Source organism: Brucella sp. TWI559 (genome assembly GCF_039674265.1).
Taxonomy (GTDB): Bacteria; Pseudomonadota; Alphaproteobacteria; order Rhizobiales; family Rhizobiaceae; genus Brucella; species Brucella chromiisoli.
Genome location: NZ_JBDJNE010000001.1, coordinates 71,784 through 87,401 on the forward strand (window position 1 = coordinate 71,784; position 15,618 = coordinate 87,401).

Below are 15,618 nucleotides of genomic sequence, written 5' to 3' on the forward strand. Positions count from 1 at the left end.
GATCTGTAAACCGGCCGTGAGCATGTCTGAATCCAATATAAGCCGCCCGGATCGAGTTTCGGTCCGGCGGCTTAAACTTGTCAGTTTCCGCAATTATGCGGAGCTTGCGCTGCCGCTTGGCCCCGGCCATGTGGTGCTGACCGGTGAAAACGGTTCGGGCAAAACCAATCTGATTGAGGCTTTGTCGTTTCTGTCTCCGGGGAGGGGGCTGCGCCGCGCATCCTATGATGATGTGGCGCGCGCGGGGAGCCATGACGGCTTTGCCATTCATGCAGCACTTGACTGCATGATCTATGGCGACGCTGAAATCGGCACGGGTACGACAGGCGGGGGCGAAGGTGGCCGCAAGGTCCGCATCAATGGCATAGCCGCATCGGGCGATGAGTTGCTTGATTATGCACGCGTGTTGTGGGTTGTGCCGTCCATGGATGGGCTGTTTACCGGTGGCGCCTCGGACCGGCGGCGGTTTCTCGACCGCATGGTGCTGGCCATTGACACGGGCCACGGCAAGCGGGTGCTCGATTATGAAAAGGCCATGCGCGCGCGCAATCGTCTGCTCAGTGATGGCAATGGTGACACGCAATGGCTTGATGCGATTGAAAGCCAGATGGCGGAACTGGGCATTGCCATTGCGGCAGCACGCGCAGAAGGCATGCGGCTGATCGCGGCGATGATTGAGCGTCTGCCGACAGATGGCCCTTTCCCCAAGGCAGATTGTTTTCTCGAAGGATCGCTGGAACAGCGAATCGCTCTGGAAGCAGCCCTTGATCTGGAAGAGGATTTTCGCCGCACGTTGCGCGATGGCCGTGCGCGCGATCGCGCCGCGGGGCGCACACTCGAAGGCCCGCATCGAACCGATCTCATCGTCCAGCATCGGCCCAAATCGATGCCCGCAGCCCTTTGTTCAACGGGTGAGCAGAAAGCACTGCTGATCGGCCTTATTCTGGCACATGCAAGACTAACGGGAGAATTGTCCGGCATGGCACCGATTCTTCTGCTTGATGAGATTGCTGCTCATCTTGATACCGGACGCCGTGCAGCGCTGTTCGGCATCCTTGACGATCTTGGCGGGCAGGCATTCATGACTGGCACTGACCGATCGCTTTTTGAGGCGCTGGAAGGCGATGCGCAGTTTTTCAATGTGGCGGCGGGCCAACTGACAAAAATCTGAAAATAGTCGCTGACAGCGCATTTGCGCGGGCTTATGTTGAGCCATTATGAATGCATCATCAAAGCCTTTTTCATCGGAAGAATTGGAGCGCTATGCGCGCCATATCGTGCTGCCGGAAGTTGGCGGGCCGGGCCAGCAGAAGCTGAAAGCCGCCCGTGTTCTGGTTTTGGGGGCCGGTGGCCTTGGTGCGCCTGTGCTGCAATATCTGGCGGCGGCAGGCATTGGCACACTCGGTCTTGTCGATGACGATACGGTTTCGCTGTCAAATCTGCAAAGGCAGGTGATCCACGATACAGACAGTGTCGGGCTGGCGAAGGTGGAGAGTGCAAAGGCATCCATCGCGCGTATCAATCCGCATGTGCATGTTCAAACGCACGCCTTGCGGCTTAATGCCGAAAATGCGCAGGCCCTGATCGGCGATTACGACGTGGTTGTCGATGGTTCTGATAATTTTGCCACGCGGTATGCTTTGGCTGATGCCTGTGCCGTGGCCGAACGCCCGCTGGTCACCGGTGCGATGGGCCGTTTTGATGGCACCGTCACTGTTCTTATGCCTTATAGGCAAGGTGCTGACGGCACACAAAACCCATCCTATCGCGATCTCTTCCCCGATATGCCACCGCCTGGGACTGTGCCCACATGCGCGCAGGCTGGTATTCTTGGTGTGTTGCCGGGCGTTATCGGCAGTTTGCAGGCGATGGAAGTCATCAAACTGGTAACAGGAATTGGCGAGCCGCTGATCGGTCGGCTTCTGCTTTACAACGCCTTGAATGTGCGTTTCGAAACCATCCGATACAAGGCGCGCAAACCGAAATGACACAGCTTCGCATGATTGCGATTGGCCCCGACTTCGACCGCTGGAACGCCCTTTTGACGCTCGTTCGCGACAGTTTCGCCTATATGGATGGCATCATCGATCCGCCATCATCCGTGCATCTGCAGACGGTTGAAAACCTTAAGATCAAGGCCCGCGATGAACAGGGCTTTGCAGCCTTTCTTGGTGACGAACTGGCTGGATGCGTGTTTATCAAAGAAAAGCATGACCATTTTTATCTCGGCAAACTTGCGGTGGCACCAGCGCTGGAAGGGCAGGGCATTGGTCGCAAGCTGATGGAACAGGCTGATAAGACAGCTGTTGCGCGGGGTAAGCCGGTGATCGAGCTTCAGGTGCGCATTGAGCTGATACGCAACCGCGTGGTTTTTGAAAAGCTGGGCTATCGTTTAACCGCTGAGACTGCGCATCCCGGCTATAACCGCACAACATCAATCACGATGCGCAAAGACATTGCGCATCGTAATTAGCCGGTTAATCTTTTAATATTGTGTGGCGCGATCGACCACGTTTTCCAGCGTTCCATCGCGTTCAAAGGCTTCGATCTGCCGGATGATCTGCGGAACGATTGCACTGGCTGATGAACTCGCAGCCGCATGTGGGGTGATTGTGACTTTCGGATGCGTCCACAGCGGGCTATCGGTTGGCAATGGCTCCTGATTGAACACATCAAGCGTGACTGCGGAAAGCAAGCCACGATCAAGCGCTGCCAGAATATCGGCTTCGTTCTGCAAGCCGCCACGACCAGCGTTGATCAGCACAGGCGCGCCCAGCGGTCCGTCGCTTTTCAATTGCGCAAACATGCTCATGGACAGGATGCCCTTGGTGTCGGGCGTCAAAGGCAGAAGGCAGACGAAAATATCGGCAGTCTTGAGAAAGCGCGCAAAGCCTTCCTTGCCGTTGAAGGTCTGAATGCCGTCGATTTCCTGCGGACGGCGGCTCCAGCCCGTTACATTGAAGCCGAGCGTTTTTAGTTTCTCGGCTGCATCGCGGCCCAAAACACCGAGCCCCATGATACCGACGGTGACTTCATGGGCTGCTGGCTGGCGCGGGTCTTCGTGCCAGACATGGTTTTTCTGCTGCTTGCGATAGCTTGCACCAAGCCGGTGATGGTCAAGCACCTGCCAGACGGCATATTCTGTCATGCGCATGGTGAGATCATCTGAAATGACACGCACCAGCGGCACATCAGGAATATGGGGATCATGAAAGACATGATCGACGCCAGCACCCAGCGAGAATATCACTTTGAGATTGGGCAGATTTGTCAGTGAACCGGGCTTCTGCTTCCAGACAAGCGCATATTCGATGCTTGGGTCGTTGTCTGTGCGTTCTGTCACCACACTGCGATCCGGCCCATGCGCCTTGAAACTGTCGATCCAGATCGCCGGATCCCAATTGGTGAGTGCGAGAAGAATGTTTTTATCATTCTTGCCTGTCATTGTTTTACTCCTCCCGAAGTGGTCGTCTCCATGTGGAAGGCTGCCGCCATCAACGCTTTTGTATAGTCGGTTTTGGGATTGGCAAAGACTTCCTGCGAGGTTCCATATTCGACTGCCTTGCCATTGCGCATCACCAGCACATCATTGGCCAGTGCCCGCACCACTTTCAGATCGTGACTGATGAAAAGATAAGCGAGATCATGCTTCTTTTGCAATGCGCGCAAAAGATCGACCACCTGCGCCTGCACGCTCATATCAAGCGCTGAGGTTGGCTCGTCGAGCATCACGAATTTCGGGTTAAGCACCATGGCGCGTGCAATCGCGATGCGCTGGCGCTGGCCGCCTGAAAATTCATGCGGATAGCGAAAGCGGGTTTCAGGATCAAGGTTCACTTCCTTAAGGGCTGCCACCACACGTTCGTCGCGCGCATCCGCCGAAAGCCTTGGCTCATGCACCAGAAGACCTTCGGCAATGATATCGGCAATGGTCATGCGTGGGCTTAACGAGCCGAACGGGTCCTGAAACACGATCTGCATTTCCCGGCGCAACGGGCGCATATCCTTGAAGCTGAACTGCGCAATGTCGCGCCCCTCGAAGCGGATTTCGCCTTTGGATGAAATCATGCGCGACAGGGCGAGACCCAGTGTTGTTTTGCCTGAACCCGATTCACCCACCACGCCAAGCGTCTGGCCGGCGCGCAGTGTCACGTCGATGCCATCGACGGCTTTCGCATGATCGACGGTCTTGCGCAGAAACCCCTTTTTGATCGGGAACCAGACGCGGACATCCTTGCCTTCCATCACCGTTTTGGCAGAAAGATCAGCCAGTGGCGGTTCGCCCTTTGGTTCAGCCGCCAAGAGATGCTTGGTATAGTCGTGCTGCGGATTATCAAAAATTTCGCGCGTTGGACCCGTTTCGACAATCTTGCCCTTGCTCATCACGCAGACACGGTCGGCGATCTTGCGCACGATACCGAGATCATGGGTGATGAAGAGCATCGACATGCCCTGCGATTCTTTAAGGTCCGCAAGAAGCTGCAAAATCTGCGCCTGTACGGTCACATCAAGGGCGGTTGTCGGCTCATCGGCAATCAGCAGCTTCGGCTTGTTGGCGAGCGCCATGGCGATCATAACGCGCTGCCGTTGGCCACCTGAAAGCTGGTGCGGGAAGGAGGCAAGGCGTTTTTCAGGATCGCGAATGCCCACTTCATGCAAAAGCGCCAGCGTGCGCGCGCGCGCCGCCTGATCCCCCATGCCCTGATGCATTTTCAGGATTTCAGCAATCTGCCGCTCGACCGTGTGCAGCGGATTGAGCGAAGTCATCGGCTCCTGAAAGATCATGGTGACATCATTGCCGCGCACGCGCCGCAATTCGGGCTCCTGAGCCTTCATCAGATCCTTGCCGTCAAACAGAATTTCCCCTGATGGGTGACTGGCTGACGGATAAGGCAGAAGCTTCAGGATGGAGAGTGCCGAAACCGACTTACCGGAACCGGATTCACCGACAAGTGCGACTGTTTCCCCCTGTCTTATATCGAAGGAAACGCGGTCGACGGAAATGCGTTCTTCACCATTCTGGCGGAAGGCGACCGAAAGATCACGCACAGAGAGCAACGGCTTGTTCATGGACCCACTCATTGAAACGCCTTTCGTGGATCGAATGCATCACGGGTGGCTTCACCGATGAAAATGAGCAGCGAGAGCATGACCGAGATCACCACAAAGCCGGTAATCCCAAGCCATGGCGCCTGAAGATTGTTCTTGCCCTGTGCGAGCAATTCACCAAGCGAGGCCGAACCCGGCGGCAGACCAAAACCAAGGAAGTCGAGCGACGTCAGTGTTGTGATTGAGCCATTGAGGATGAAGGGCAGGAAGGTGAGTGTTGCGACCATGGCATTTGGCAAAAGATGCCGCCACATGATGGTGGCGTTTTTCACGCCAAGCGCGCGGGCTGCATTCACATATTCAAAGTTTCGCGCGCGCAGGAATTCGGCCCGGACAACGCCGACAAAGGCCACCCATGAAAACAGCAGCATGATGCCCAGCAAGACCCAGAATCCGGGTGGCAAAATCGCGGCAATGATCAAAAGCAGATAAAGAACCGGGATGGACGACCAGATTTCGATCACCCGCTGGAAAATGAGGTCGACCCAGCCACCGAAATAACCCTGCACGGCACCGGCGCTCACGCCAATGATTGCCGAGAAGAAGGTGAGGATGAGACCAAACAGCACCGATATGCGAAAGCCGTAAAGCGCGCGTGCGAACACGTCACGCGCCTGATCGTCGGTGCCAAGCCAGTTGAAATTGCCGATAATGCAATTGGGATCATTGACGCCGAGCGGATAGCGCTGGCAGCGCTGTTCTTGCGTATAAAGCCAGAATGGTTTTGAGGGGGCAGCCTCTGGAATGTCGTTATTGACGGTGTTGTAGGAATAACGCACCGGTGGCCAGAGCGCCCAGCCATTGGCGTTGATCTCTTCCTGTATCACCGGATCGCGATAATCGGTGACGGCATAAAAGCCGCCGAATTTTTCTTCCGGGTAATCGACAAAAACCGGCGCCAGCAGCTCGCCCTTGTAGGAAACAAGGATTGGCTTGTCATTGGCAATGAACTCGGAACAAAGGGCTGCGACCAGCAGAAACAGGAAAATCCACAGCGACCAGTAACCGCGCTTATTGGCCTTGAAATTCTGCCAGCGGCGGCGGTTGAGCGGCGAAAGAAATGGACGTTTAACACGCTTTGCTTGAGGGGTAAGAGTGGTGTCGGTCATCACACATCCCTCCGGTCAAAGTCGATCCGCGGATCGATCCATGTATACATCAGATCGGACAGAAGACCGACGAGCAGGCCGATCAGCGAGAAAATAAACAAGGTGGCAAACACAACCGGATAATCGCGATTGATGATCGACTGGTAGCCAAGCAGCCCCAGCCCGTCGAGCGAGAAGATGGTTTCGATCAGCAATGAGCCGGTAAAGAAGGCAGAAATGAACGCTCCCGGAAAACCGGCAATCACGATCAGCATCGCATTGCGGAACACATGGCGATAAAGCACCTGATTTTCGGTCAGCCCCTTGGCGCGCGCGGTCGTCACATATTGCTTGCGGATTTCTTCCAGAAACGAGTTCTTGGTCAAGAGTGTGGTTGTGGCAAAAGCCGAGAGCACCAGGGCTGTAACCGGCAGAACCATGTGCCAGAGATAATCGCCAATCTTGGCCCAAAATGACATTTGCGCAAAATCAGGCGAGGTGAGGCCACGCAGCGGAAACCAGTCTAAGAACGAGCCGCCGGCAAAAAGCACGATCAAGAGGATCGCAAACAGAAAGCTCGGAATGGCATAACCGACAATGATGATCGCGCTGGTCCAGGTGTCAAAGCGCGTCCCTTCCTTGATCGCCTTGCGAATGCCAAGCGGGATCGAGATCAGATAGGACAGGAAGGTGAGCCAAAGTCCAAGCGAAATTGAGACCGGCATCTTTTCCTTGATGAGGTCGATCACGCTGATATCGCGGAAATAGCTGCGCCCGAAATCAAAACGCATATAGTTCCACAGCATCTGGCCAAAGCGTTCCAGCGGCGGCTTGTCGAAGCCGAACTGCTTTTCCAGATCGGCAATGAATTGTGGATCCAATCCCTGCGCACCGCGATATTTGGAGCTGGACGAACCGCTGTCCATATTGCTTTGACCAAAATCGCCGCCACCACCGGAAAGGCGATCCAGCGCATCGCCACCCTGACCGGAAAGCTGCGCAATGACGCGCTCAACCGGCCCACCGGGTGCAAACTGAACCACGGCAAAAGATATGGCCATAATGCCGAGGATGGTCGGGATCATCAAAAGCAGGCGGCGTAAAATATAAGCGCCCATCAGCTCTCAATGCTCCGCATGTTCAGTTTGTTGTTACGGCTTGCCAACAGCTTCCACTTTCTTCTGATCAATCCACCACAGCGTCTCAACCGGAAAGCCATAATCGGGCTTTGGCTCCTTGAAACCAAAACGATCCCAATAGGCGACCAGGTGATTCGCGACAGTCCAATTTGGAATCCACTCGAGCCGGATACGCAAGTACCGATCCAGCACCCGGATTGTTGCAACCAGCTCTTCGCGCGTGGAAACATTGCCAACATCATCAATCAGGGCGTCGATCATTGCGTCTGATGTGCCCGAAAGATTATAGCTGCCCGGTGTTTTTGCAGCTTCTGACCCGAACATGGACGCAAGCGATTCTTTGGTGGGCGTTGCACCAAATTGCATGGCGATGCCGACAAGATCGAAATCGAAATCCTGCATGCGCGCCTGATATTGGCTGGAATCCACCAGTCTGAGGCTCGCATCAATGCCAATGGCCCGCATTTTCTGCACGAAGGGATTATAGATGCGGGAGAAACTCTCCGAATTGCTGAGAAGCTCAAGCGAGAGCTTTTCGCCATTCTTGCTATGGAACTGGCCATTCTTGCGCACAAAACCCGCCTCTTCGAGCAGGGCGATGGCGCGTGAAAACTGCTTGCGGTCGCGCCCAGAGCCATCGGAAACCGGCATGAGAGCAGCATCCCCAAAGGCCGCTTCGGGAATTTTGCCACGATAGCGCTCAAGCACTTTCATCTCATCTTGCGTGGGCAATCCGACCGCCTGAAAATCTGAGCCGTTGAAACAGGATTGCGAGCGTTCATAGGTCGAATAGAAGAGGTTTGCATTGGTCCATTCAAAGTCAAAGCACAGATTGATTGCCTCGCGCACCCGCGGATCGCGAAAACGCTCCCGCCGCTGATTGAGCGCCCATGCCTGCATGAGTGGACTTTTTTCTTTTGGGAACGTGCGCTTGATGATCTTGTTTTGTTGAATGGCAGGGAAATCATAGGCTGTTGCCCAGGTCTTTGAAACGCTTTCCTGCCGGAAATCAATATTACCTTTTTTGAAGGCTTCAAATTCCGGTTGACGGTCGCGATAAAACTCAATGCGGATACGATCAAAGTTGGCTGAACCACGCGCAACCGGCAAATCTTTCGCCCAATAATCCTCGACCCGCTCATATTCGATAAGCTGTCCGGCCGTGATTGGACCGACGCGATAAGCGCCTGATCCAAGGATGGCTTCCATGCTGGCCGCCTCGAAATCCCGATCTTTGAACCAGTCTTTCGACAATATCGGCAATGTCACTGCATTGAGAACAGCGCTGGGCCCACGACCGGAAGCAAAGTGCATGCTCACGTCGTGTGGGCCGATTTCTTTGATCGTTTCGAGTGCTGAGAGCACCTGCCGGATCAGTGGATGGCCTTTCTTTTTGAGCATCTCATAAGTGAAAACGACGTCCTTGGCTTCGATGGGCGAACCGTCGTGAAAGCGCGCTTCTTTGCGCAGCCGGAAGAGACATTTCTGACGATCTTTAGAAAGCGTAACGCTTTGCGCAATCAGACCGTAAACCGAATCCGGTTCATCAAGCGCCGGAGCCATCAGACTGTCAAAGGTTAGCTCCATGCGCGGCGGCGCATCGCCTTTGAACGTCAGGGTGTTGAGGGTGTTAAATGTCTGCGTGTTCTGGTTCCAGACCCACGTATTGGGTGCCAGTGTGAAGGTGCCACCCTTTGGCGCATCGGGATTGACATAATCGAAATGCGTGAAATCGGGCGGGTATTTCAGATCGCCAAAGGCTGACAGACCATGCAGGGGGGTGCCTGTGGCAAGCTTTGCGAAAGCCGTTTGCGGCAGGCAGGCCGCAATTGCAGCACTGCCTGTCAGTCCGAGAAAATGACGGCGATTGAGATGTAAGCCCGGCATGGCCGATATGCCCCCTTAATTCGAGCTGTTTTTGAGCTTTGCCTCCTTGGCAGGGCCCACCCACCAGGAGAAAGGGTCAATCCCAAGATAGTCGGGTTGCGTTTCAGGCATGCCGAATTTGTTCCAGTAAGCGACATTGATATGGTCGGAATACCATTGCGGAATGACGTAATAATTCCACAAAAGCGCACGGTCGAGCGCATGGGTCGCAGCCACCAGTTCCGCACGATCCTTGGCATAGACAACGCGATCAATCAGCTTGTCGATTGCCGGGTTTTTGATACCGGCATAATTGCGGCTGCCTTTATGGTCGGCAGCTTTCGAGCCCCACATGTCACGCTGTTCGTTGCCAGGTGATCCGCTCTGCGGCATAACAGAAGTTATAACGTCATAATCAAAATCATTGACGCGGGCCTGATATTGCGCGCTGTCGACAATACGAACGGTGGCACTGATGCCGATCTTGCGCAGGCTTGCGGCAAACGGATTGTAAATCCGCTCATCGGTCGGATCCTTGCCAAGAAACTCGATTGTGAACTGCGTGCCTTTTGCATCAACGAGCTTGTTGCCCTGCAATTTCCAGCCTGCCTCGCCAAAAAGCTCAAGCGCCTTGCGCAGATTGTCGCGTGTCGCCTGTGGTGTATCATAGACAGGCAGTTTGAATTCCTTGGTCAGTGCATCGGCTGGCAGTTGATCCTGAACGCTTTGGAGAATGGCTTGTTCTTCAGGGGTCGGAACACCACTCAGATGCAGCTCGTTGCCGGCAAAATAGCTATTGATGCGCTGATATTGATTGAAGAACAGCAGGCGGTTCATCGATTCAAAATCAAATGCATAGGTCAGTGCTTCGCGAACTTTCACGTCCTGAAACTTGTCGAGGCGCGTGTTGAGGAAATAGCCCTGCATGCGTCCGACCGCATGATAGGGAAAGGATTTCCTGATCACATCACCCCGTTTGACAGCGGGGAAATCATACTGTTCAGCCCAGCGCCGGGCGCTGTTTTCAAGCCGGTAGTCATATTGTCCGCCTTTCTTGAAGGCTTCCCATGTCGCATCTTCGTTGAGATAATATTCGTAGCGAACTTCATTGAAATTATAGCGCCCGACATTGACCGGCAGGTCTTTGCCCCAATATTCGTCGGCGCGCTCCCAGATAATCGAGCGCCCCGGAACCACGGATTTGATCTTATAGGCACTGGAGCCGAGCGGGATTTCCAGTGTCGGCCGGGTTACATCGCGCTGCTTGCCCTGTGCATCCTTGCCCGTCCACCAGTGTTTGGGGAGAATGGCAAGCTGGCCCATAATCTGCGGCAGTTCGCGATTGCCTGTCTGCGAGAAGGTGAACTTGACCTCGTGGTCGCCGGTCTTTTCCGCCTTTTCAACATCGCCATAATATTTGTTATACATGGGCGACTGCTTTTTGAGCACTTCAAATGACCAGATCACATCATCGACGGTGATCGGCTCGCCATCATGCCATTTGGCATTGGGATTGAGCCGAAATTTGACCCACGAGAAGTCATCAGGATACTGCAACGCTTCCGCGATCAATGGATATTGGATCGATCCTTCATCGAGCGAATCACTCATCAATGTGTCGTAGAGCATGCCGCCGCCAAAATCTGACAGGCCCGCCGCCGCAACACCCTGAATGACATAGGGGTTGAGCGTGTCGAATGTGCCCACCGCCACCATGTTGAGTGCACCGCCTTTGGGTGCATCCGGGTTCACATAGTCATAATGTTTGAAATCGGCTGGATATTTGGGCTCTCCAAGCAGACTGGAGGAATAGCGCCATTGCGGATCGGCATCATTGGCATAGGAGCTGGAAACCGTACCGCTCAACATCGTTCCTGTGAGCATCGTAATTGCAAACGCGCCCGCCCAAAAAGCTCTCATCCAGCATCTCCGTTCTTGTCTCGGATATATTGGGAGCAAGTTTTATGGCTTTTTGCGGAGGAAGAAAGGCACAAGTTGAAAAAACATGTCGCCAGAGCAGAAGTCTGATCTGAGCAGACCGCACGCTCATAAAAAAACCGGGTCGAAACCCGGTTTTTATCATTGTTTCATCAAAGATTAATTGGCTGGAGCCGGTGCAGGCTCTGCCGGGGCTGCTGGTGCAGGCGCTGCCGGTGTTTCGCCACCTTCGGCAGGTGCTGCTTCCGCAGGCTTTTCACCTTCACTCGCAGGGGCCGCGTCGACGGTTGGAAGCGGGGCCGGATTGTCCGAAAGCGAACGCAGATAAGCAATGAGATCAGCGCGTTCATTGTCCTTTTTGTCGCCAGCAAAGCCCATGGCTGTGCCTTTGATATAGCCCTTTGGTGAGGTCAGGAACTTGTTGAGATGTTCATAATCCCACTTGTTACCCGCAGCTCCAAATTCCTTCATCGCAGCCGAATAGCCGAAACCTTCCACAGATGCAGCCGGGCGGTTCAGTACGTCCCAAAGATGTGGTCCGACCTTGTTGGCACCGCCTTTTTCACCCGTGTGACACGCAGCGCAGCGCTTGAAAACGTTCTGTCCGCGCGCAGCATCTGCGGATTGCAACAGAACTGCAATCGACACTTCTTCCTTGGCAGGTGCTGCTGCACCACCGCCCGCCGAAGCCTCTGTTGCTTCGATTATAAAACCTGGCTTTTCAGGGGCTGGCGCATGAAACAGCGTATCGGACAAAATGCCCGTCGTCATGACAACGAAAACCGTTGCCAGAAAAGCCATTATAAACTTGTTAGTTCGGGTTGAATTCATCGCCGGTCAGCGCTCCCTCTACTCAACGCCCTCCAAAGCCGGCATGCAGAACCTATGTTGAAAGGCTGGCAAGTCTCTCCCCGGCATCGGGCGGAAACTAGGTCTTTTAAGGGGGGGATGCAACACCTATAAGTGGTTCTGCACCCGTGACTTTTTGACACTTTTGCTGCATTTATTGAGCAGATAAAGGTCGTCATAAGGCCGCTGCTTTCAATGAAACACCAAGAGTCGATCATGCTTGAGAAGATGAAAACCCTGACACTTATCCCGGCGCGGCTCGGTTCCACACGGCTGCCGAACAAGCCGCTCGCCGATATTTGTGGCAAGCCGATGATCGTGCATGTGGCCGAAAGGGCTGTGGCAGCCTCGCTGGGGCGCACGGTTGTGGCAACCGACAGTGATGAGATATTCGCCGCAGTGATCGCGCATGGTCATGAGGCGATCATGACGCGCAGCGATCATGAATCGGGCTCGGATCGAATCTATGAAGCGCTTCAGAAACTCGATCCGGCGAATGAGGTGGAAGCCATCATCAATGTGCAGGGCGATTTGCCAACCATCGATCCGGAAACCATTCGTCGCGCATTGCGTCCCTTGCAGGACGGTCCCGCAGACATTGCGACCCTTGGTGTTGAAATCAAGCTGGAAGAAGAAAAGGTCAATCCGAATGTCGTCAAGATCGTCGGTTCGCCTTTGAACAATGGTGAGCGTCTGCGCGCGCTCTATTTTACGCGCGCCACAGCCCCCTATGGCGATGGGCCACTTTATCATCACATTGGCCTTTATGCCTATCGTCGAGCAGCGCTTGAACGCTTTGTGAAGATCGGCCCATCGACCCTTGAAAAGCGCGAGAAGCTTGAGCAGCTTCGCGCGCTTGAAGACGGAATGCGCATTGATGCCGAGATCGTCACAACAGTTCCACTTGGCGTTGATACGCAGGCTGATCTTGACCGGGCGCGCGAAATTATCGCAAAGGGTTTATGATTTAAAATAAAAGGATTTGGAGCGCCGATCTGATTCAATCAGATTGAAACGCGCTCTAAAGCACGCTTCGATTGTTGCGGAGCATTTGAGAAAGCACAAACACGATGAAGACCAACCGGATTTCCTTTCAGGGTGAAGCAGGCGCCAATTCCGATACGGCGTGCCGCAACATGTTTCCCGATATGGAGCCTTTGCCGTGCCCGACTTTTGAAGATGCCTTCAATGCGGTTGAAAGCGGTGCTGCGGATCTTGCGATGATCCCGATTGAGAATACGCTTGCAGGCCGCGTTGCGGATATTCACTATCTGCTGCCGCTCGCCGATATGCATATCGTGGGTGAATATTTTCTGCCGATTCACTTTCAGCTCATGGTGCTCCCGGGTGTGAGGCGCGAAGAGATCAAAACGGTTCACAGCCATATTCATGCGCTTGGCCAGTGCCGCAAAGTCATCCGGCAAAATGGCTGGAAGCCGGTGATCGCAGGCGATACGGCAGGCGCTGCGCGCCTTGTGGCTGATTTGCAGGATCGCTCCATGGCGGCCCTTGCGCCGCGTCTGGCCTCTGAACTCTACGGTCTTGATATTCTCGAAGAGAATGTGGAAGATTCGGAAGACAATGTGACCCGCTTTGTGGTTCTGTCCAAGAACAAGCAGTGGGAGCCGCGCCCTGAAAAGGACGAGCGCATTGTCACGACTTTTGTTTTCCGCGTGCGCAACGTGCCAGCAGCACTTTACAAAGCGTTGGGTGGTTTCGCCACCAATGGCATCAACATGACCAAGCTGGAAAGCTATCAGATCGGTGGCCGTTTCATCGCGACACAGTTTTATGCCGATGTTGAAGGTCACCCGGAAGATCGCAATCTCCAGCTGGCGCTCGAAGAGTTGCGCTTCTTCACAAAGGAAGTGCGTATTCTCGGTGTCTATAAGGGGGCCGATACGCGGGGCACACAGTTGCTCGCAGCTGAGTAGCAAGCATTTCCAGCGAAAGTGGGAACCGGTTTCGCGTAGGAAAATGCGCAGAAAAAATAGTTAGATCGGTTTGACTGATCTAACTGTTTGCCCAGGCTCTGATCAGATGGGTTGCGATGGCGCCGGATGCCGGGACACGCAGCCCATTTTCATGGGTGTCTGAAAGCATGGCACGGACTTCTGCCTTGTCGAACCAGCGACCGTCTTCGAGCTCCGAATGATCAATGGTGAAATCATCGGAAAGCACCTCGGCATGACAGCCGATCATCAGTGAATAAGGGAATGGCCACGGCTGGCTGGCATAATAGCCAACACGACCAATCGACAGGCCCATTTCCTCAAAACTTTCACGCCGCACGGCAGCTTCAATTGTCTCGCCATGCTCGATGAAGCCAGCAAGGCAGGAATAGGAACCGGCGGTAAAATGCGCGCTGCGTGCGAGAATGCATTTTTCACCCCGAACAGGCAGCATGATTGCCACAGGATCGGTGCGCGGAAAATGTTCGGCTCCGCAATTCGGGCAAATGCGTTTTGCGCCACCGGCGCGCATTTGGCTTTTTGTGCCGCAACGCCCACAAAAACGATGATTGCTGTGCCATGCAGTCAGTGCCGCCGCCTGCGCCAATGCGCCAACAAGATCGGTGGAAACCAGCCCTTCCATATAGATGCTGCGATAATCCTGTGCGCGAAACGGGTGCGCCAGTGCATCGGGATCAAGTGGCGCCATCAGTGCCACAATCGGCACGCCATCCTGTAAACCCAGCAACACAGGCTCATCGAGATCGGGCGAAAATGCCTGCGCTTGCGTAAGCGAGAACAGCGCGCGCGGCGCATTTTCATCCGTGTAGTCAAGCAGAAGCTTATGGTTGCCCAAAACCATCACGCGGGTTTCAGGCAATTCCAGTGCGTTAAACGCAGAATCGTCCTGACGTTTTTCTGAAAGTCGGTCTATGCGATTGCCGGCGAAGCCAACAAGACTGCTCGGCTCAATATCCGGCAGGTCTGAAAGACTGAAAACCATGATTGTCTCGAAAAGTTTAAGGGAGAATCAGAGAGCAGTGCGAATCGCTTCGATGAAGCGAAGAGCGTCTTTTTCCGCATAAGGTGCGCGGGTGCCGTGCCCCCACACAGGGCCGGGCCAACCGGCATCGCCTTCATTGCGCGCAATCACATGGATATGCAACTGACGCACCATATTTCCCAGAGCGCCCGTATTGATCTTGTGGCACTGTGTGGCGTTCTTCAACGCCTGTGAGACCATCGCGGCTTCAAATGTCAGCATGGTCTGATCAAGCGGTGTCATATCGTGAATTTCGCTCAGCCCGGCGCGTCGTGGAACCAGAATAAGCCATGGCCAGCGCTTGTCATTCATCAGTCGCAGCTCGCAAAGGCCGAGCGGAGCGACTGAAAAAGTGTCGGCATCAAGCCGTTTATCGAGTTCAAACTGTTTCATAGAATAATTCTTATCAGTTTTTTTGTCTCTGCGCTTGCTTTTTGCGCGCCGATTGACGATATGCAGCGTGGGAGGTTGGTGGTGGACGAGCCACTCGCCAACCGGGTCAGGTCCGGAAGGAAGCAGCCCCAACGAGCACGGCACGGGTCATCGTGCCAGCCTCCCACCTTTCTTTCACGACGATCATGACTGTTGATGGTTGATATGCCAATGTCGAAGTCACTTTCGTCTCCGGTCCAAAC

Annotated in this window: 14 protein-coding genes and 1 other RNA gene; 6 read left to right on the forward strand and 9 right to left on the reverse strand. The window is 54.4% G+C overall.

All coding sequences use genetic code 11. The features are described 5' to 3' along the window. Positions 1-22 precede the first annotated feature (22 nt). The 3 genes from recF to ABE530_RS00340 are packed head-to-tail and all read left to right on the forward strand — an operon-like array spanning position 23 to position 2,473. Entirely contained in the window at positions 23-1,171 is a 1,149-nt protein-coding gene (recF, locus tag ABE530_RS00330; protein ID WP_499693248.1) for a DNA replication/repair protein RecF, read from the forward strand. 46 nt (positions 1,172-1,217) lie between these two features. Continuing rightward, complete coding sequence (locus ABE530_RS00335; protein WP_499693249.1) at positions 1,218-1,988, forward strand: molybdopterin-synthase adenylyltransferase MoeB; 771 nt, start codon at positions 1,218-1,220, stop codon at positions 1,986-1,988. After that, a complete protein-coding gene (locus ABE530_RS00340; protein WP_499693250.1) occupies positions 1,985-2,473 on the forward strand; it encodes a GNAT family N-acetyltransferase in 489 nt (162 codons plus the stop codon). Before ABE530_RS00335 ends, ABE530_RS00340 begins: the two co-directional genes overlap by 4 nt. A 12-nt stretch (positions 2,474-2,485) precedes the next feature. On the opposite strand, the gene ABE530_RS00345 is transcribed toward ABE530_RS00340, so the two are convergent. From ABE530_RS00345 to ABE530_RS00375, 7 genes are all read right to left on the reverse strand, one after another. Further along, positions 2,486-3,445 (reverse strand): 2-hydroxyacid dehydrogenase, encoded by a 960-nt coding sequence (locus tag ABE530_RS00345; protein WP_499693251.1) that lies wholly within the window; start codon positions 3,443-3,445, stop codon positions 2,486-2,488. Continuing rightward, complete coding sequence (locus ABE530_RS00350) at positions 3,442-5,070, reverse strand: ABC transporter ATP-binding protein (RefSeq protein WP_499693252.1); 1,629 nt, start codon at positions 5,068-5,070, stop codon at positions 3,442-3,444. The genes ABE530_RS00345 and ABE530_RS00350 overlap by 4 nt, the downstream gene beginning before the upstream one ends. Before the next feature lie 8 nt (positions 5,071-5,078). Beyond that, positions 5,079-6,218, reverse strand: coding sequence for an ABC transporter permease (locus ABE530_RS00355; RefSeq protein WP_265982592.1), 1,140 nt, complete (start codon positions 6,216-6,218; stop codon positions 5,079-5,081). Beyond that, complete coding sequence (locus tag ABE530_RS00360) at positions 6,218-7,315, reverse strand: microcin C ABC transporter permease YejB (RefSeq protein WP_265982594.1); 1,098 nt, start codon at positions 7,313-7,315, stop codon at positions 6,218-6,220. The genes ABE530_RS00355 and ABE530_RS00360 overlap by 1 nt, the downstream gene beginning before the upstream one ends. Before the next feature lie 33 nt (positions 7,316-7,348). Beyond that, entirely contained in the window at positions 7,349-9,223 is a 1,875-nt protein-coding gene (locus ABE530_RS00365; protein ID WP_499693253.1) for an extracellular solute-binding protein, read from the reverse strand. A 15-nt stretch (positions 9,224-9,238) separates the two neighbouring features. Next, positions 9,239-11,122 (reverse strand): extracellular solute-binding protein, encoded by a 1,884-nt coding sequence (locus ABE530_RS00370; RefSeq protein ID WP_499693254.1) that lies wholly within the window; start codon positions 11,120-11,122, stop codon positions 9,239-9,241. Between the two features lie 177 nt (positions 11,123-11,299). Then, positions 11,300-11,971, reverse strand: coding sequence for a c-type cytochrome (locus ABE530_RS00375; protein ID WP_499693255.1), 672 nt, complete (start codon positions 11,969-11,971; stop codon positions 11,300-11,302). A 234-nt stretch (positions 11,972-12,205) separates the two neighbouring features. Here ABE530_RS00375 and ABE530_RS00380 point away from each other — a divergent pair, with 234 nt between their 5' ends. Together ABE530_RS00380 and ABE530_RS00385 are read left to right on the forward strand one after the other, a co-directional pair. Further along, the gene (locus ABE530_RS00380; RefSeq protein ID WP_499693256.1) at positions 12,206-12,955 is read left to right on the forward strand and encodes a 3-deoxy-manno-octulosonate cytidylyltransferase; all 750 of its coding nucleotides are present in this window, start codon (positions 12,206-12,208) and stop codon (positions 12,953-12,955) included. Positions 12,956-13,059: 104 nt separating this feature from the next. After that, positions 13,060-13,923 carry a prephenate dehydratase gene (locus ABE530_RS00385; RefSeq protein ID WP_499693257.1) on the forward strand — a complete coding sequence of 288 codons (864 nt, stop codon included), beginning with the start codon at positions 13,060-13,062 and terminating at the stop codon, positions 13,921-13,923. Positions 13,924-14,002: 79 nt separating this feature from the next. Here the strand turns inward: ABE530_RS00385 and nudC are convergent, their stop codons facing one another. Both nudC and ABE530_RS00395 read right to left on the reverse strand, forming a co-directional pair. Further along, a complete protein-coding gene (nudC, locus tag ABE530_RS00390; RefSeq protein WP_499693258.1) occupies positions 14,003-14,944 on the reverse strand; it encodes an NAD(+) diphosphatase in 942 nt (313 codons plus the stop codon). A gap of 27 nt (positions 14,945-14,971) precedes the next feature. Then, positions 14,972-15,376: an HIT domain-containing protein gene (locus tag ABE530_RS00395; protein ID WP_265982603.1), complete on the reverse strand. Its 405-nt coding sequence runs from the start codon at positions 15,374-15,376 to the stop codon at positions 14,972-14,974. A 70-nt stretch (positions 15,377-15,446) separates the two neighbouring features. Between ABE530_RS00395 and ffs the strand changes: the two genes are divergently transcribed. Next, an RNA gene (gene ffs / locus ABE530_RS00400) (signal recognition particle sRNA small type) lies at positions 15,447-15,543 on the forward strand. Positions 15,544-15,618 lie beyond the last annotated feature (75 nt).